The sequence below is a fragment of the Lysinibacillus sp. FN11 genome (assembly GCF_024628845.1).
Lineage (GTDB): Bacteria > Bacillota > Bacilli > Bacillales_A > Planococcaceae > Lysinibacillus > Lysinibacillus capsici.
Genome location: NZ_CP102383.1, coordinates 1,886,402 through 1,904,973, shown reverse-complemented (window position 1 = coordinate 1,904,973; position 18,572 = coordinate 1,886,402). Strand labels below are relative to the sequence as shown.

Here is an 18,572-nt window from a genome sequence, read left to right as displayed (position 1 = left end):
TTTACATAGGGTGGAAATTTTAAAAAGCTGTGTATGGTAGTGCTTTCTTGCATAGTTTAAATAGATGGAATATTTAGATTTTTATTGATGGAATGGCAATGATTAATTATACTTAAATGATTAACGTTCGATTAGAAACATATAATACTAGAGTATTGGGGAGAGAAAAATGGAAGAATTAAAAGTAGAAAAAGCAATTCAAGATATTTATCCAGATGATATCGCTTGGTGTTATGGGTGTGGCCGTTTGAATGATGATGGTCATCATCTTCGCACAGGGTGGCATGGTGAAAAGACGATTACAATCTATACACCTGAATCAAAATATATGGGTATTCCAGGATTTATCTATGGTGGTTTAATTGCTTCATTAATTGATTGCCATGGAACAGGGTCGGCAGCGCTTGCCTTGCATCGTAAAAATGGACATGAAATTGGTGATGGAGCGGAGCCACCTCGATTTGTAACGGCTAATCTTCATGTAGATTTCCTAAAGCCAACACCCCAACATGTTCCATTAAAGGCAATTGGCACTGTTGAAGAAATTCACCCGAAAAAATGGAAAGTAGAAACTGAGGTTTATGCGCAGGATACGCTTTGTGCTCGTGGAACAGTAGTTCTTGTAGTCATGCCTAGTACTTTTCTAAATAAAAATGAATAGCACTTTTTATCCTCACTATATAAAATAAAGAAGAGCACATCTTATTCATAGATGTGCTCTTCTACTGCGTTTTTAATGGATTCATCATCATGGAACTGTATTACTAATAACTGTCACAAAGCCATTTCTCGTCGCAGTTTCCATTAACGAATAAATAGAGTCACTTGCTGTTTTGTTAAACTCATACCATTGGTCAACAGTTGCATCATAAATCAACACGTCTGGCTGTCCAGTCAAAGGTTTATCTGAAGATTGCACCAACGAATAGAGATCATAACGTGCTATGCTACTACCTTTCATGTTCAGGAAATCATATTGGCCCATTTTATAATAGCCCCCAATTACGGTGCTATGGACAGACCATGTATAGTCGTCAGGCTGTTTTATCTTCGTGCCCATATTTTTAGTAAATATACGGTGCATTTCTTCCATATAGGCATTGCCATTGATTTGCTCGACTACTCCGCCCATTGTCATGTGGTATTCATGAAGGAATGCTTTCACTTTCACCCCCTTAATCATCAATGGCTCTGTATCGATTGAGATCGTTAAATGATCGTAATGAACTTTACAGCCAAGAGTTTCTGCTAGAAAACGTAATGGTACAATGGTGCGTCCATTCTTTAGGTATAGCTTCGCATCCAATATTACCGTTTTTCCATTTATTTCGGCTTTATTACTGTTCAACTTTAAACTGACTCTCATCTCACTTTTGGTCAGTGTCACTTTGCCATCCGACCAATGCACCTTAGCCCCTAAATTTTCACTAATCACGCGTAAAGGTACCATTGTTCGATTGTTTTTTATTTCGGGTTTCACATCCGTTTGTACTATCATACCGTCCACTTTTAGTTGACTGCTAGCTGCTGCAGCAGTTGTGATAGAAGTAAGAAGGACAATCAACATAAGGAAAATACCTGAACATGTTTTTCTCATTTTATTAGCTCCTTTAATTCGCTATCAATACTTCATTCCATATGAACCCTATTATTTCCTTCTGCTATTATGAAGGAGAAAAAAATCCTGCATTTTCGCAGGATTTTTAAGTAAACTTTATGAGGTTTATATATAGGTACGCTATTTCGTACCACTTGCACCAAATCCAGATGCGCCTCGGACCGTTTGAGATAATTCATCTACTTCCACTAATTGAATAGAAGGAACAAGCTGAATAACCATTTGAGCAATGCGCATTGATTTTTCTACGATAAATGGTTCTTGACCATGGTTGATTAAAATAACACCGATTTCGCCTCTATAGCCTTCATCTATAGTGCCTGGGCTATTCAGTACGGTTACACTATGCTTTAATGCTAGTCCACTTCTTGGTCGAATTTGGGCTTCCGTTCCCTTAGGTAATTCAATCTGTATACCTGTCTTAATGAGTTTGGCTACGCCTGCTGGGATTTCTACTGCTTCTATGGAATAGAGATCCATGCCTGCATCCCCAGGGTTGGCTTGTATCGGTAGCATGGCATCAGCGTGAACTTTTTTAATTTTTACTTCTAGATTCATTGTTCTTCATCCTTAACGATTAAAATTGAATGTGTCATCTGTGATTGGCGCAACTTTTGCCTTCGCATACGTAGCGCCCTTTTGTGAAAAGAAATCATATGTGGAGCCTTCATTACGAATACCATTCATCACAATTGGATTGACTTCCTCTTCTGGGAACATGGCTTCAAAGCCGACATTCATTAAAGCTTTATTAGCATTATAACGTACATATGCTCGCACTTCAGGTGATAATCCTGTTTCCGCATAAATATCATCTGTATACTTCATTTCATTTTGATATAAATCTAATAATAGCTCATAGCCCCATAAATGTAGCTCTTCTTGCTTTTCCTTTGAAAATTGCTTGAATAGATTTTGAGCAAAAAATCCAACTGCTACCCCATGGATAGATTCATCCCGCAAGATGAGTGAAATAATCTCGGCACTGTTTCGTAGGAAGCCTTGTCCTCCTAAGTAGAGTGGATAGAAAAAGCCAGAATAGAACAAGAAAGATTCAAGCATAACGGAGGAGAACATCGCTTTCCATAAGCTCTCTGGGTTGCCTTCTTCAATACTATTATAAATGTCTGCGATTTTATTGGCCTTATACTGTAGAAATTCATTTTTCTTGACCCATTCAAATAGCTCGTCGATTTCTTCGTTTGTACAAAGCGTTGTGAAAATATAAGAATAGGACTTGGCATGTATCGCCTCGAATGCATCAAAAACAGTTAGGACAGCCTTTTCCTGTAAATCGTCTGTATAAGCAGCAACACGATTCATCCCGATATTTGTTTGTACAGTATCCAGTAAGGTTAATCCTGCAAATACTTTTTTATATGTGTCCTGATGCTCAAAGCTTTTCCATTGTTTAATATCTTTACTGACCGCAATTTCTTCTGGAAACCAAATTTGCTTCCATTGCTGGTCCCAAAATATTTGGGCAAGCTCACTTGTTGCCTTATTCCAATTGACTGCCTCATAAATTATATTTGACATGCTACACACTCCTCTAAGCTTTGTAATCGTTGACGAACATAGTAAACAGACTTAATGCCCTTTACCCACGCATAAATGTATACTTTAGCCAATTGTTCGGTTGTCCAATTGTCCGTTACATAAAGCGTCATGGAAATACCTTGGTCAACGTGCTTTTGAGAAGCTGCATATAAATCAATTAAATCATAAGGATTCACATCATACGCCTCCACATATAAATGACTATTGTCATTTGTTAAATGAGGCATTGGATAAATGGTTCTACTATCGGCATAATCACGAACCTCTACGCGCTCTGTACATGGAGCGATTGAAGCCGTACAGCTACGAATATATGAAATACTACCAGTTGGTGCAATAGCCAAACGATAGGAATGGAATAGCCCATATTGCATCACATCTTGCTTTAACGTTTCCCACATCTTGTTCGTAATGATTGGAATATTGCCAAGTGCCTTCAATACAACAGGTGACAATTCTTCCTCAGCTTTATTGATATATTGGTCAAAATAGCTACCAGATGCATAATCACTGTCCTCGAATCGATAGAAGGTTGCAGCTTTTTCTTTTGCCATTTCCATCGAAGATTTCAGTGAATAATAGTTCATCGCTTCCATAAAGTGATCCATGAAATCAATAGACTCTTTAGAGCCGTACAGGATGCCCTCCGTCACCAGATGCCCATGGAGGTTCATACAGCCAAGCCCTACAGAATGCATTAATTGATTGGCTTTTGCAACAGACGGTACATTTTTAATATGCGTCATTTGCGATACATTTGTTAATAGGTGCATCGCTGTATCGACTAATGCGCCGAAATCATTCACTTTACTTGCTGCATGGATATCGATGGAACCTAAGTTACACGATACATCTAATCCATAGTCATTTGGTTGATCCTGATCCGTAATGATACTTGTCTCTTGCACTTGCAGAATTTCTGTACATAGATTGGACATTTTGACACGTCCAATATTTTTTAAAGGATGTACCTTATTGACATTATCATCAAAGATTTCAAACGGGTAGCCTGATTCAAATTGTGCTTTTTTCACCTCTGTATAAAGCTTCCGTGCATTTAAACGTTTAATTTTACGAATTTTTGGGTTATCAAGTAGCTCGTAGTACATGTCTGAAATGGAAAGCTCAGACATACGTTTACCGTATTCTTTAAAAATATCGTATGGGCTAAACAAGACGATATCCTTATCACGTTTCATCAGTTCGAAGAAAATACTAGGTATAATAATCCCTGTTGAAAGGGTTGCGAGGCGAATTTTATCATCAGCATTTGGTTTTTTTGATGATATGAAATTTTCTATGTCTGCATGGAAAATATTTAGATAGACAACACCTGAGCCATTTCGTTGCCCTAACTGATTCGAATAACTGAAAGAATTTTCTAACAGTTTCGCTACTGGGATGACACCACTTGCACGATTTAATATTTCTTTAATTGGATCACCTAAAGGACGTAAATCTGTTAAATTGACCCCAACTCCACCACCAAGGCGTGATAGCTCTAAACAATAGCCAATATTTTCGGCAATACTATTCATGGAGTCATCCATTGATAATTTAAAGCAGCTGACTAATTCACCACGTGCTTTCTTACCACTATTTAAAGCAGTTGGTGTCGCTGGCTGGTAGGCTTCCATCATTGCTTCGACAGAGCGTTCTGCTAGAGTTGTGTTTCCTTGCGCCAAATACAAAGCAATAATGACAATACGATCCTCATACTTTTCTAAGATCTCTTCCCCGTCACGACTTTTCATAGCATAGCTATCATAAAATTTGCTTGCGCTCATAAAGGATGGGAAGCGGAAATTATAATCATAGGCTTTCTTGTACAGCTTCTTAATAAATTCCATCTCGTACATATCGATAAATGCTTTCTCATAGTAGCCCTCATCAACTAAATAGCGGATTTTTTCCTCAATATCTATAAAATAACGCAAACGTACGTTAACATACTCTAAAAAGTAGCGGCGCGTAGCTTCGCGGTCCTTTTCTAACTCAAGTAATCCAGTTGTACTATAACGATTCAGTACGTCATTATTAAGCTTTAAATAGGTTTTCATCTCATTACCCTCGTTTCATAAAACGTTTGTATTGCTTCGTAATCCGTTTGATTACCTCGTAAATCTAATTTCCTTACTAAGGGTACATGATAGGTAGCGGCGATTTTCTCACCAGCAGCGCCAAATACATGATGGCCGAAATTACTATTGCCACTGGCAACTACTCCTTTACAAAAATCCCTGTTTTTTTCTAAGAAACGTTGTACCTTTGCTGGAATGTCACCTAAACCATCTGTGTAGGTAATTAAAAGATAGGGCTTGTTCAATCGCAATTCCTCCGAGAGCTCGATACATTCTGCCTTTAATTTGGATACAACATTTCGGACATTACCTGTACGACTCGCGTAAACGATCATAGAGCAATCAACTCAATTTGAGAAACAATTTCCTGAACATCTCCTATAAAAGTTTCATTCATCTCTAAAACAGGCACACTTAAAAAACCTGCGTCAATAATCGTTTGCTTTGCCTGTTCATCATGATCGATGTTAACAATTTCAGCTTCAAGTCCTGCACGTTGTAGTTCAGATTTTACCCATAGGCATTTTGGACAAATTGTTTTCGTATAAAGTTTCATAGAAATCCCTCTTTTCATAAAATAAAAAGCCTATCTCCTCTAGAGAGATAGGCTAAATGGAAACGTTAACATACCAAAAATACTGACGTTCCCATCTCTTAATCCCCGAAGAAATGATAAATTTGTTTTATAAAGGCAGGTCTCCTGGCTTTGCTTCATTCTCTGATTCCCTTCCCATGCAAATGCACAGTGGTTGCAATCATCGTCAGCTTCACAGTTGCGGGGACAGCGTCGGAATTGTACCGAACTTCCCTTTTAAACTACATATAGTAGCACCTTTGTAAAACGAACACAATATATAGTTGTTGTTCAATAGTTTTAAGTGTACCATCCTTCAAATGAAAAGTAAATCAAGATTCTAAACTTCTTTATTTTTGGATTATTCAGTATTTTTAATTATGTAGTTCGAAATAGATTACCACTAATCATTTATACCCAAATCAAAAATCTATTTTAAACGATGAACATCTTTATCTATCAAAATGTATCTAGAATTCTGAAAGAAATGTTCTATTTTAAGTACCATTGAAAAATAGTAGCTTCTATATGTAAATCCTGAAATAATTATCATCTCTTACACGTTTCAAATGACACTCATTAAAAAAGAGCATGCTTTTATCATAACATGCTCTAACCATTCTATCTTTGGGATTATAGTCTAATCTTAACCTCAGTCCCATCCTGAGCTTTGACATCGACTAGCACGAGTCCCTTATAATTTTGTAGTTCCTTGATAATCGGCTTTAGCATTTCTTTGTCGATGAGCGGAAAGGTAAAGTCTATGTTCTTTCGATCGAAGTATGCCTTTGTCCACTTATTGGCTTGTTGCTGAATCCATTTAGAAGTTAAAATGGAGAGGACAATGGTTAGCACGGTATAGGGAACTGGGACTGTAAAGCGAACATCTTTTGCTTTCACTTTTACATGCAACATTCGTCGCCTCTACTCAATGAAGACTGCAACGGAATCCCCGTTTGCTGATTTTATATCTACAATTTGTCCGTCTAATTCATTTTCGATTGCTTCAAGAAGAAGATTGATGTCGATATCTTTTACGTATTTTTCTGATTGTGGAATACTCGCAGCGATGCTGTGTCCTGCCATAAGTACGGCTTTGACAAGTTTAATCGGCAAGTTTACCGTAACATTATCATTTTCGGTGGATACAACACGAACCTTTAATGTTTTTTCTAAATACTTTGTTTTTTCCACAAATTTGTTCTCTGATTCTTCTTTCTGTTGTAGCACTTGAATCAGCTCTGATCCTTTATCCGCATCAATTTTTCCCTCTTGAATCATGGTTAACACTTTTGTGATTTCCTCTTTCATGGTCCGTTCCTCCCTATTCGTCTTTTAAGAGCTTTATCGCTTCATCTGTTGTGATTTCGCCATTTTCCAGCATGCTTACAATTTTTTTCTCGTCTACTTCATTTTTCTTTTTTTGAGCATAGCCAAGGGATGAAATAATGTCGTTTAGCTTGCCTCGAACTGTTGGATAAGAAACCCCCAGTTCCTTTTCAACCTCTTTAATGTTTCCTCGGCAGGTTAAAAATACTTCCACAAAATGAAGCTGATCCTGTGATAAGGATGCTAGCTTCGACAATTCAAATTCATTTTCAATGGTCGTGTGACAATGAGAACACTGTAACTTCGTAATTTTTAATGTTTTACTACAGACAGGGCAATTTGTGATTACTTGATAAGCCATAGTGAACTCCTTCCTTTAAGTTAAGTTGATTATATAACAAAGAAATTAAATATGTAAATAATAAAAATTGATTTTTTTAATTATAAAATAAATAAAATTAATTATTAAATTAAAAATATTAATTAATCATTGCTGTATTGCTTGTCCTAAGCAATTTCAACTTTACTCTATGTATGTGTTTTCTATTTCTACTTGTAGCTAGCGGCATCAGTTAGATAATGACAGTTTAGAATTGAAAATAAGGTTACATTGTATTCTGTAAAAAAATTTGTTACTATAAAAAGACAATTATGAGAGGACTGATGAATGGACAATGAAGAACTAAACTATATTTTCATTTGAATTGAATGATTTCAAACACAAAATATAGGGTTAGTCTATCCATTTTTAACAATCAGTTTGCATTGTATTTGTCATGACACAAATGGCAAATCGTATTTATTCAGTGAAAGACTAATCCTTCCAATGCACAAGTGGAGGGATTTTTTTCTTGCTTTCATAGTTGATTTTGCACCTTTCATTTACCCATAAAGGAGAGGAAAAATATGAGCGATTCAGAAACTATTGTGACGCATGTAACACTCCGTATAAGTCGTTAATATCCATCTGCTTATACGGAGAAATAAAACATAGATGGATAGACCGACTTTGTATGAAAAGTAAACTGTTGTAATACAAAGGAGGAATTATCATGTCCATGATACAAGTACAAAACTTAACTTTTTCTTATCCAAGCAGCTTTGACAATATTTTTGAGAATGTCAACTTTCAAATCGATACGGATTGGAAACTTGGATTTATCGGTAGAAACGGACGAGGTAAAACAACATTTTTTCAGTTGTTATTAGGAAAATATGAGTATAGCGGAAAAATCATCTCTTCTGTAGACTTTACTTATTTCCCCTACCCTGTTTCAAATCCAAATAAATATACCCACGAAATATTTGAGGAAATTTGTCCTCAGGCAGAGGATTGGGAATGTCTACGTGAAATAGCTTACCTACATGTAGATGCAGAGGTCATGTATCGTCCTTTTAAAACATTATCCAATGGCGAGCAAACAAAGGTGCTGATTGCTGCGTTGTTTTTGACAGAGGGTCAATTTTTATTAATTGATGAGCCAACCAATCATCTAGACACGGATGCACGAAAGACGGTTTCAGATTATCTTCGCAGGAAAAAAGGATTTATTTTAATTTCACATGACAGAAGCTTTTTAGATGGCTGCGTTGACCATATTCTATCGATCAATAGAGCCAATATTGACGTTCAAAGTGGAAACTATTCTTCTTGGAAGTTAAATTTTGATCGACAGCAGGAGCACGAAGAAGTAACCAATCAACGACTGCAAAAAGATATCGACAGATTAAAACAATCCTCAAAGCGTTCGGTAGGATGGTCTAATCAAGTGGAAGCCTCCAAAAATGGCACAACCAATTCAGGTTCAAAGCTGGACAAAGGCTTTGTCGGGCATAAAGCAGCTAAGATGATGAAACGAGCAAAGAATCTGGAATCCAGACAACAAAGAGCTATTGAGGAAAAATCAAAGCTGCTAAAAAATGTGGAAAAAACTGAGTCATTGAAAGTAGAGCCATTATCATGTTCATCTAAAGAAATGGTTGCTGTAACAGATGTATCCATTCAATACGATAACCATATCGTGAATAAGCCTATTAGCTTCAAAGTGGCACAAGGGGATCGAGTTGTTTTAGATGGCAAAAATGGAAGCGGAAAAAGTAGTATGTTAAAACTTATTCTAGGTAAGCCCATCCAACATACAGGCTCCATAAAGTTAGCTTCAGGTCTAGTCATTTCCTATGTTCAACAGGATACATCCCATTTAAAGGGATTGTTATCGGAATTTATTGAAGAGTATGGTATTGATGAGACGTTATTTAAATCAATCCTGCGCAAGATGGATTTTGAGCGTATTCAATTTGAGAAGGATATCTCTCATTATTCTGGTGGGCAAAAGAAAAAGCTCCTGATTGCTAAAAGCTTGTGTGAGAAGGCTCATTTATATATTTGGGATGAACCACTCAATTTTATTGATATCTATTCACGCATGCAGATTGAAGAGCTTATAAAAAGCTCCCATCTCACAATGGTGATTGTTGAGCATGATCAGGCATTTCAACAAACTGTAGCAACGAAAACGGTAGCGATGTCGTAAAGAGAAGAATCCATTTTATGGATTCTTCCTTTTTAATGATATTGAAATCAATGGACCCATCTAGTATTTGTCTCTTTCACGATATATAGCTCACCTAGTGATGCACTTTGCGCTGGCAGTAATCTTGGAAACCTTAATCGAACAAACCAGGAGTGATTAGTCACATTTTCTCCACAGAAGTTCACCACCATTTTATAGTAATTCTCCTCCATGCCAGTTAATATGGGCATGGGCTTTATCACCTCAATTTGCCACTCCTGATAATCAGGGCTTGAGCCATATACTTTTGGAATGATGTCAGCTAATGCTTGCCTAAGCTCATCTTTGTCTTTCTCCGTTGTTTTCATCAATACATCTGGATTTGGACATTTTAAGCCTTCAGGTTCTGACCCCCAAGTAGCTGTTGGAAATAACAAAAGCATACATAAAAAGGGCAGTATTATTTTTCCCATTGTTCAACTCCTTTCTTTAAAAATGCTCGATAATTTGCTGTGATTGGTGCACTCTATAAAGTATCATCCTGCAGAAAGGTCACTATTCCATGAAAAAATTTGCTTATGTTTTAATGGCTATCTTCACTATGTTCATTGTGCCATGTAAGATTTATGCGCAAGGTGAACAAGCTGATGATCAGGGACACATTCATTACAATCCTTAATCCATTTATCGAAAAGGAAATTGATCATTACTACGGCTATCCTAAGCAGTACGGCTTATATGATGTGAAAATTTTAAAGATTGTCAGAGAAAGTCAGTTTAGCTTTAGGGTTGACGTGGAAGCTACTACCTTTGAGCATGCACATTCCCCACCCTACAGTAAGGAAATCATTACATTTGAAGTCAGTCCAACTGGTGTCAGCACACTTCGCTATATACATGAGGCAGATGATGTAGAAAAAGCAATAAACGCATTCTATAGGGCAACACTGTTAGATATACAGCAGAGTTTTAAGCTGGACTTAGCATCGTATACTTCCTATCATTACGAACAATTGCAATATCAAGCTGAAATAAATAGTGATATGAAACCCCTTGCTACGATTGCAGAGGAAATAGTGACCCATATTTTATTTCCTGAGCGAAAGATTCCCTACAAAAATGTCATAGACCCTGTTACCTTTATCAAGGGTAATATAGGCTATATGCTCTTTAAAAGGGCGGATGGTACAAATGTAAGCTATCAACTGCAAAAGAAAGACGGCACATGGATCGTAACAGATAAAACAAGTAAGCCAGGTAAGAAAATGGAGGATTTGTTGCCGTGGTATATATAGAAAATGAAGCCAACTGATTCCATCAGTTAGGCTTCATTCTTTAAGAGCGTTTGCATCATACTTTTTATAATCCCCATATGCAAATTTTCATGGTTCATGTGAAAGACAACCATGTCGCCTAATGTTTTCATACCTAAAAAGGTTCTTTAAGCGGTTCATGTAAATGTCCTTCACACGCTTGTTCAATAAGAATAGGTTGTTCCTCTAGGAGCATAATGATTTGATCCATTGTTGGCGGTTGCTCAGTCCAGTTATCTGGTTTACTGCCACTTGGAAACATTACATGATAGGATAGGGGCAAACGCCTTTCTTGTGTAACAGCTGGAAAAACGGTATGATCCCAACCAACTAATAGATGACCAGCATTCCAACGAATATTGTTATGATGTCCAGCGGGTATCTGATCAGCAATATTTTCAGGGATTGTACGTAGAAATTCAACAGTCCAATTACGCCACATTTTCATTTGCTTAAATAATTGCTCTTCGTTCATATACTAGCTCCCTTTCTATACGTTTTCAGTTATATTGAATACCATGGATTAAATTAATTTATAGTAAATTACGGTAGCTTCTAATTCTCCATCTGATGAAATAGTATATTGAGGAATTTTCCCCACTTCTTGATAATCTAATGATTTATATACTCGTGGTATTTTCTATAAATTTTTTCTGGCACAGGGAGATCAATTTCAGCTAATTTTGCCTCTATAGATTCAAAGAATTTTATACATTCTTGTTTCCTATTTTGTTGAATTAAGAATTCTAACAATTGAAACATATAGTGTTCATTATATTCGTCTAGCTCTAATAGCTTTTGTAGGCAATTATACTTTAATAAAGTATGGGCAGCGTTTGGACGTGCAATATACTGTTCAAGCACATGTAATACAGCTTGCTTTAAGCGGAGCCTGATTTGATTAACCCATAAATACTCCTCATCTATTAAAAAATCACCCTCATAGCAATTCAATAACTGCTGAATGGATTTCTCATCATGTTGATCCTGCTTCAATAGTTGATTCAGCTCATCATAATCAGTTTGAATTTCAGCATTTAATTTATAGTGATTATTGACCAAGAGTATTGGATCTTGAATGCCATTGTCCTTTAATATCTTTCTTAAATGATAAATAGTTGTATGTAAATTACTAGCTGCCTTTTCAAAGTCCAAATCTGGCCACAATTCCTCTAAAAGAACTGCATTTAACATAGGTCTTTTTTGGTGAAATAGTAAATATAAAAATAGTTCACGTACTTTTCTTGTACGCCACTTAATCACATTATGTTGAACATCCAGTAGATAAAAGCTGCCTAATGTATGCGCATATAATGAGTTTTTCTTCTCATCCCTCGGCGCCACCGTAACGACCATTTTTTTCTGTGCTTTTGTTAACGCAATAATCAGTCGTTTTTCATGCACAGGCTTTAATAAATAATCCGTTGCCTCTACTTCAAAAGCCTCCACTGCAAATTGTGTATGAGCTGTAACAAAAATAATTTGTAAGGATGGTTGCTTGTGTAGTAACTGCTTTGCAAGTTGCATACCGTGTGTGTCAATCATTTCAATATCTAAAAACACTACATCTATTATTTCTTTTTCAAGAAAATGGAGGGCTTCAGTTGAATTTGTAAATGTCCCCTTAATGTTAATCTGAAATTGGGCAAGCTGTTTAACCATAATAGTTAAAACATCAATAGCCAATTTTTCATCATCAACGATCATTATATTCATGTGCCACCACCCTCTGGTAATAAAATGACAATTGTTGTTCCCTTTCCTTCTTCGCTGTAAATTCGTAAACTAGCATTTTTTATTAATTTAAATTTCTTTAATGGATTCATAAAGCCAATTCTTGTACTTTCTTCATTAAGCAATTGGTGCACTTTTTCTTCTGAAATTCCTACACCATTATCATAGATTTTTATTCTTACAAATTGTCCCTCTCTCTGTAGGCTTAATTCAATGGTCCCTCCCTCTACTTTCTTAGAGATTCCATGGAATACTGCGTTTTCAACTAATGGTTGAATGGACAAAGCAGGGATTCCTAATTGAATAGATTCGTCAATATCATATTTAATACGTAAACGATCTCCAAAGCGCATTTTTTCAATCGATAAATAGGCTTTTACAAGTTCCATCTCCTCATCAATGGGGACAATGCTATTTCGGTAATGAACATTCAATTTTGCACGGAAATAAGTGGCTAAACAATAAAGAGCTTCACGTGTGTTTTCCATATCTGTATAACTTAAACCAATAATCGTATTAAGGGTGTTATATACAAAATGTGGTGTGACCTGTGAATATAAATAGTTCATTTCTACTTCGATCGCATCGATTGAAGATTGTCGAACAGCCAATAAAGATTCAATACGAATAAAAAGTTCATCGGTAGAAATCGGCTTTTGTAGATAGTCATTCGCCCCAACTTTTAACGTTTGCAGTAAGTCAGATTGCTTCATAACTGTAGTTAAGATAATTATGGGTAGTTCCAGCATATCATATTGTTTACGTACACGTTTACATAACTCATAACCTGACATCCCATTCATCATTAGGTCGATTAACATACAATCTACATGATTGGTTTTAATATAATCGATCGCATCAAAGCCATTATCTACGGCGATCACTGTATATCCCTTTAAACTTAATGCTTCCGTTAAAGCTTTTATATTAACATGGTTGTCATCTACCACCAGTATTTTTTTATCACTTCCTTTATAAATAAGAGGTAATCGAAGCTGTATTTCTGTATCGGTATGCGATGTAATGGTAGCTTGTTCATTACTTACGTTTTCTGGTGTTGAGAGAGGCATTGTAAATGTAAATGTTGTACCTTCCTCTACAGTGCTTGTCACATGAATGTTACCATTTAATTTTTCAACAATATTTTTAGTAATACTTAGTCCCAAACCTAACCCTTCTTTATTATGATGATTGTTTCCTTGATAAAAGGCGTTAAAAATACGATCTAACTCTTGTGTCGCAATTCCACAGCCTGTATCACTTACTTGGATGACCATCTGCTGCTGTTCAACATGCGCAGTGACTGTGATTGTTCCGTTTTGTGTAAATTTAATAGCATTATGTAGCAAGTTATATAAAATTTGTTTAAAGCGTAATTCATCCGTGAAGATCTTTGGCAAATCCCAGTTTATCTCTGCTGCTACCCTTACTTGACTATTTTTGGGCATTACACTACGAATTTCGGCCACTACTTCATGTATAACAGACAGAGATACACTACGTAGACTAATCCTTAATTCTCCTGTCATTTGATTAGAAGAAAACAATAAATCTTCTACTAAATGACCTATGCGCTGTGTAACGCTGTGAATTAGAATAACTTGCTCCTGTTGAGATCGTTTTAATGGTCCTTGAGCACCTTCCATTAAGGATTTGGATAAATTTAATATTCCGTTTAGGGGGCACGGAGTTCATGCGATGTTTTCAGAAGAAATTCATTCTTCATTTGGTTATGTTCAAGCAATTCTTCTGACAATGCTGCTATTTTTAAAAATGCTTGATTGGCACGATAATTTAATAATGAGGCAAAGCCAAATAATATTAGTAAAAATAACAAAAATTCTGTATAGTCAAAAGGCGTCCCAAATAAAAAGTTACAAATGAGTAAGATGGAATAACAACTAATCGCTGTAATAACTATTAGCACATAACGCACAGCCTCTAGACGTTTTAGCATGACCTTTATAAGAATCCATATATTATAGAAAATAACCGGAGCGGTGACACTAATATAGATTATTTTTCTCATAATCATTTCAAATTCTGAGGAGGCCCTTTCATTTTTAGTAAAGGGATTATAGATACCGTACATAACAAACACGATACCAAGCAATATGGCAAGCGTGTATAAAATTTTTCTTTCTAGTAATTGTGGATACATCGCATTTATAAAAAATGTTAAAGCAAGCAATGCAAGTGGAATGATTCCTAATTGCAGACGTAATTGATTGACCGTTGATAGATCAGTAAATAACAGGAAAAACACTTTTTGATTGATAAACGACATATAAAACCCTAATGAAATAGTAAAAAGACCAAAAAATAACTCTTCTTTACGCTTGCGATTCTGTAAAAATGTAAAGACATAGATCGCACCAACTATCATATGACCTATACTCACTACTATATCTAAAACCAATTTCCAGTGATAATGCTTTTGAATAGCCTTCATCGTACCAAATTCAATAGGATAAACAATTCCAGCCTGAGGATAATTGTAGTTTGCAACATGGATGACAATGTCTAGTTTTTTATTGACACTAGGAGAAAACACGGTATATTTATCATCATTTTCAGATGCATACGCGCTTAAAACGGTACTTGGATTTCCTTTAGCCCCTACCTCAACGCCATTAATGAATACACGACTAGCTTGACGAATCGTTCGAATATATAGGCCGTAAAATCCATCTGATGGTACCTCTATGCTGACGTGATAGGTTCCCACCGAAAGCCCCTCTTCATTTGGCTCTACATATGCTTGCCAATTGAAGGGTACATTTAAATTCAGTCTTTTATGTTGATAGCTATCAAAATTTTCCCCCAAAGAAATTAATACATTTGGATAAAATGCCCATTCGCCTTCTAGCTTTACAGGCTTTAATAATTGCTCTTCCTCTAACTTTCCTACACCTTTATGTATAATTTTTGGCTGATTATTGGAGAAATATTGCCAATTACCAATCAAAAAAACAATCACAAAAAGCATGATTATACTGACAATAATTAAGATATTTTTTTTCATTTCCGTGCCCCCAAAGATCGATCATTTATGATGTATCTTTACATCATATTGCTCACTGTTTTTACAATCAACCCCTTTGGAGATAGTAGCATACTGTGTTTGAACAAAATCTAAACAAACAATAATAATACCTTTCTTGATGTTTTATTTGTTGTTATTTTTAAAAAATGATTGTGAGCAGATTATGGATTTTTATTAGCCTCTGCAAGTATGTGAAGGGATTTGTTTTTCAACAACTTACTATTGTCTAAATAGTCTTTCCACATTATTGAAGGAAAATATTAATCATTAAAATTTTTCTGAAAAAATGTTATGATCAAAAAGGATTTTGATTGATGGAGGATTTTGATGAAGGTTGATTTTGAAGAGTTATTAAATGGTGTTTTTTCAGCTTTACAAGCTATTGAAGGAGTAAAATCCGTGGATTCCATTCTTGAAGTACTAAAGGATCGAATTATTTTTCCTGAGATTACCACTCTAATAGTGAACGCTAGGTTTGAACTGGTTTATTTATTTAACGAGCAGAAAGTAGTGTTTAAAACATTAAAAGAAGTATTGATTGATTCAAATTATATAGAAGAAATTAATTTAATCAATCAACATTGTCATTCAATTGAAAGTATTTTAAATGACTTTGTTCACACAGATACACTTAAAAACTATTCTTTAAGCCTCCTCTCCTTTAAATATAAAGAGAAAATTCCGAATAGTTAATGTTTTTAGGGTGTAGCGACCTGAAAATGGAGTATGGCAAGTGTCCCTTCTCCAAACTCCATTTTCCAGACGTTAAGACCTAGTATTTCTGTTGATATAAAATGGTTTGAGCAATCCCGATAAAATATTCGGATTCTACAATGATATGATTTAATACAACTTTAGCTGTCGGATTGGCGCTTATCGGTTGACTTTCTTGCATAAGCGTTCGGCAAAATTGAATAAATTGATCACTCTGTTGCAGACAGAAGGAAGTAAGCTGTAAAATATCCTGAAACAAAGCTGGAGAAACTTGTCCCTGTGAACGATTGACGGTTTCTATATATCTCACAACTTGCTGATGTGTTTGAGCGAAAGCTTTTTCCCATTCCTTTAACGCATCGACATATTGCTGCTCCAAATCTTTCACAAGCTCTCTGATTACTACTGTATGCTCCTCTTCTTGATGTTTCCAAAATTCAGCTTCATCTAATACACGTAATGGCATTTGATGGCCATAATAAAATTGCATAAAAATCCCCCTCCCACTTTTCTCTACTATGTATATACAAGAAATGTAGAAATAGAACTTTGAAAGAGATTCACGTCATTGTAGTACTGTTAAACCAAGCATTGTTTAATAGCTTAATGCCTGTGTCAATCTCATCTTCCGCTAGATTAGCAAATCCAAGTAATACCTTTGCAGGCTGAACACCCAAGGGATTTGCATAAAAAACAGAAGTAGGGTAGACCTTAACACCCACCATTTTTGCTGTATCAATCAATTCCTCTTCAGTCATCTTATTATTTGGTTCAAGTAAAATATGTAAGCCACTGCTCGCTCCATAAATTTTCCCATTTTCCCCGAAAGTTTGATGAATGGACTTTAGTAAGGCCTCATATCTTCGCTTATAACTATTTCGTGTTTTATTCAAGTGTCTCTCCCAATGCCCACTCTCTATAAATAGCTGTAACGTATGCTGATGGAGTCTAGACACAGTTTGAACATAGTAATTGTTTTGATGAAATAAATCTATTAATTTTCTAGGTAATATCATATAGCTTAGCTTAATGGCTGGAATCAAAGATTTTGAAAAGGTGCCCATATAGATGACGCGATCACTCGAATCTAATCCCTGTAGTGCAGGAATCGGTTTCCCAGCATATCGAAATTCTCCATCATAATCATCCTCGATGATATAAGCATCTTCTTCCTTTGCCCACTCTAGTAATGCTAATCTTCTTGAGATAGGCATAACCGTTCCTAGAGGAAATTGATGGGAGGGGGTGACATAAACAGCTTTGATATTATTTTTCCTTAACGGATTGATATGAATACCATGCTCGTCAAGTGGGATTGGTTTCACCTTTATCCCAGTATCTTTAAACAGGTAACGAACGCGATAATAACCTGGATCTTCCATAGCAAAAAGCTCATTTCGTCCAATTAGGTTACATACGATACCCAGAAGAAACTGCAAGCCTGCTCCTATAACGATTTGCTCTGCACTACATTGCACCCCTCTTGATTCATAAAGATAGCTTGCCATATAATTTCTTAATTCCAGCTCTCCCTGTGGATCTCCATATAAAAGGAGTTGAGCCTGTTCTTCATCAAGGCTCTGCATCGATAATTTACGCCATATTTTAAAGGGAAAATCTTTTAGATTAATATCCCCATAATTAAAATCGTACTTAATCGCTGGTCTGTCTTGTTTCTGCTGAGTCGCTAGTTGTGGTTCAAAATGGTGAGGGCCTCCTTGAAAATAACCTTTTTCAAGGTCAACCACATATAGTCCATCTCGCTCTCTACTTATCACATAGCCCTCTGCAAGAAGCTGCTGATATGCTGCATCTACTGTGTTGCGACTAATCTGTAAATGTTTAGCTAAACTACGCTGAGACGGCAATTTGCTTTGAGCCCTTATCTTCCCATTTTGGATTTCTGCTTTTATATAGTTATATAATTGAAGGTAAAGTGGTTCCTGATTATTCAAGTTTGGGGTCATTTCGAGCATGCTTCTTGGCTCCTTTAGAAATAGCGTTATTGGCACTTTTAAGAGGTGCCAGTGATTGATTATAATAAAATCTACATTGTTGAGTAGAAAATGTAAAGACATCCCTGCATAATT

At 35.9% G+C, this 18,572-nt stretch carries 20 protein-coding genes, 1 pseudogene and 1 riboswitch; of the genes and pseudogenes, 4 read left to right on the top strand and 17 right to left on the bottom strand.

All coding sequences use genetic code 11. The annotated features are described in order from the left end of the window. Nucleotides 1-169: 169 nt before the first annotated feature. Nucleotides 170-661, top strand: a complete 492-nt coding sequence (locus NP781_RS10185; protein WP_257522180.1) for a PaaI family thioesterase — start codon at nt 170-172, stop codon at nt 659-661. A gap of 87 nt (nt 662-748) precedes the next feature. On the opposite strand, the gene NP781_RS10180 is transcribed toward NP781_RS10185, so the two are convergent. From NP781_RS10180 to NP781_RS10140, 9 genes are all read right to left on the bottom strand, one after another. Continuing rightward, the gene (locus tag NP781_RS10180) at nt 749-1,597 is read right to left on the bottom strand and encodes a copper amine oxidase N-terminal domain-containing protein (RefSeq protein ID WP_257522179.1); all 849 of its coding nucleotides are present in this window, start codon (nt 1,595-1,597) and stop codon (nt 749-751) included. A 141-nt stretch (nt 1,598-1,738) separates the two neighbouring features. Continuing rightward, nucleotides 1,739-2,176: a dUTP diphosphatase gene (dut, locus tag NP781_RS10175; protein ID WP_257522178.1), complete on the bottom strand. Its 438-nt coding sequence runs from the start codon at nt 2,174-2,176 to the stop codon at nt 1,739-1,741. Between the two features lie 12 nt (nt 2,177-2,188). Next, entirely contained in the window at nt 2,189-3,157 is a 969-nt protein-coding gene (gene nrdF / locus NP781_RS10170; protein ID WP_004229921.1) for a class 1b ribonucleoside-diphosphate reductase subunit beta, read from the bottom strand. Beyond that, nucleotides 3,145-5,238 carry a class 1b ribonucleoside-diphosphate reductase subunit alpha gene (gene nrdE, locus NP781_RS10165; RefSeq protein ID WP_257522177.1) on the bottom strand — a complete coding sequence of 698 codons (2,094 nt, stop codon included), beginning with the start codon at nt 5,236-5,238 and terminating at the stop codon, nt 3,145-3,147. The genes nrdF and nrdE overlap by 13 nt, the downstream gene beginning before the upstream one ends. Next, complete coding sequence (gene nrdI / locus NP781_RS10160; RefSeq protein ID WP_048392755.1) at nt 5,235-5,594, bottom strand: class Ib ribonucleoside-diphosphate reductase assembly flavoprotein NrdI; 360 nt, start codon at nt 5,592-5,594, stop codon at nt 5,235-5,237. Before nrdI ends, nrdE begins: the two co-directional genes overlap by 4 nt. Then, nucleotides 5,591-5,815, bottom strand: a complete 225-nt coding sequence (locus NP781_RS10155) for a glutaredoxin family protein (protein ID WP_004229925.1) — start codon at nt 5,813-5,815, stop codon at nt 5,591-5,593. The genes nrdI and NP781_RS10155 overlap by 4 nt, the downstream gene beginning before the upstream one ends. Before the next feature lie 116 nt (nt 5,816-5,931). After that, nucleotides 5,932-6,110: riboswitch (cobalamin riboswitch) on the bottom strand. 356 nt (nt 6,111-6,466) lie between these two features. Then, nucleotides 6,467-6,748, bottom strand: a complete 282-nt coding sequence (locus tag NP781_RS10150; RefSeq protein ID WP_257522176.1) for a hypothetical protein — start codon at nt 6,746-6,748, stop codon at nt 6,467-6,469. Between the two features lie 9 nt (nt 6,749-6,757). Then, on the bottom strand, nt 6,758-7,144 hold the full coding sequence (locus NP781_RS10145) for an SHOCT-like domain-containing protein (RefSeq protein WP_257522175.1): 387 nt from the start codon (nt 7,142-7,144) through the stop codon (nt 6,758-6,760). 13 nt (nt 7,145-7,157) lie between these two features. Beyond that, complete coding sequence (locus NP781_RS10140) at nt 7,158-7,523, bottom strand: DUF2089 domain-containing protein (RefSeq protein ID WP_004229931.1); 366 nt, start codon at nt 7,521-7,523, stop codon at nt 7,158-7,160. 691 nt (nt 7,524-8,214) lie between these two features. Between NP781_RS10140 and NP781_RS10135 the strand changes: the two genes are divergently transcribed. Then, nucleotides 8,215-9,696, top strand: coding sequence for an Lsa family ABC-F type ribosomal protection protein (locus NP781_RS10135; RefSeq protein WP_257522174.1), 1,482 nt, complete (start codon nt 8,215-8,217; stop codon nt 9,694-9,696). A gap of 47 nt (nt 9,697-9,743) precedes the next feature. Here the strand turns inward: NP781_RS10135 and NP781_RS10130 are convergent, their stop codons facing one another. After that, on the bottom strand, nt 9,744-10,148 hold the full coding sequence (locus tag NP781_RS10130) for a hypothetical protein (RefSeq protein WP_221681899.1): 405 nt from the start codon (nt 10,146-10,148) through the stop codon (nt 9,744-9,746). 174 nt (nt 10,149-10,322) lie between these two features. Here NP781_RS10130 and NP781_RS10125 point away from each other — a divergent pair, with 174 nt between their 5' ends. After that, the gene (locus NP781_RS10125) at nt 10,323-10,970 is read left to right on the top strand and encodes a DUF3888 domain-containing protein (protein WP_257522173.1); all 648 of its coding nucleotides are present in this window, start codon (nt 10,323-10,325) and stop codon (nt 10,968-10,970) included. A 133-nt stretch (nt 10,971-11,103) separates the two neighbouring features. On the opposite strand, the gene NP781_RS10120 is transcribed toward NP781_RS10125, so the two are convergent. The 5 genes and pseudogenes from NP781_RS10120 to NP781_RS10100 all read right to left on the bottom strand — a co-directional run bounded on the left by NP781_RS10120 (nt 11,104) and on the right by NP781_RS10100 (nt 15,747). After that, complete coding sequence (locus NP781_RS10120; protein WP_257522172.1) at nt 11,104-11,463, bottom strand: DinB family protein; 360 nt, start codon at nt 11,461-11,463, stop codon at nt 11,104-11,106. Nucleotides 11,464-11,511: 48 nt separating this feature from the next. Further along, nucleotides 11,512-11,619: pseudogene (locus NP781_RS10115) on the bottom strand (GNAT family N-acetyltransferase); the annotation flags it as partial. Continuing rightward, nucleotides 11,601-12,704, bottom strand: coding sequence for a response regulator (locus NP781_RS10110; protein WP_257522171.1), 1,104 nt, complete (start codon nt 12,702-12,704; stop codon nt 11,601-11,603). The gene NP781_RS10110 and the pseudogene NP781_RS10115, both read right to left, overlap by 19 nt. Continuing rightward, complete coding sequence (locus NP781_RS10105; RefSeq protein WP_257522170.1) at nt 12,701-14,269, bottom strand: ATP-binding protein; 1,569 nt, start codon at nt 14,267-14,269, stop codon at nt 12,701-12,703. Before NP781_RS10105 ends, NP781_RS10110 begins: the two co-directional genes overlap by 4 nt. 128 nt (nt 14,270-14,397) lie before the next feature. Beyond that, nucleotides 14,398-15,747: a 7TM diverse intracellular signaling domain-containing protein gene (locus NP781_RS10100; RefSeq protein ID WP_257522169.1), complete on the bottom strand. Its 1,350-nt coding sequence runs from the start codon at nt 15,745-15,747 to the stop codon at nt 14,398-14,400. 348 nt (nt 15,748-16,095) lie between these two features. Between NP781_RS10100 and NP781_RS10095 the strand changes: the two genes are divergently transcribed. After that, complete coding sequence (locus tag NP781_RS10095) at nt 16,096-16,461, top strand: hypothetical protein (protein WP_004229945.1); 366 nt, start codon at nt 16,096-16,098, stop codon at nt 16,459-16,461. A gap of 79 nt (nt 16,462-16,540) precedes the next feature. On the opposite strand, the gene NP781_RS10090 is transcribed toward NP781_RS10095, so the two are convergent. Then, nucleotides 16,541-16,972, bottom strand: coding sequence for a DUF2935 domain-containing protein (locus tag NP781_RS10090; RefSeq protein ID WP_066036753.1), 432 nt, complete (start codon nt 16,970-16,972; stop codon nt 16,541-16,543). A gap of 70 nt (nt 16,973-17,042) precedes the next feature. Beyond that, a complete protein-coding gene (locus NP781_RS10085) occupies nt 17,043-18,458 on the bottom strand; it encodes a MocR-like pyridoxine biosynthesis transcription factor PdxR (RefSeq protein WP_257522168.1) in 1,416 nt (471 codons plus the stop codon). Nucleotides 18,459-18,572: the final 114 nt, after the last annotated feature.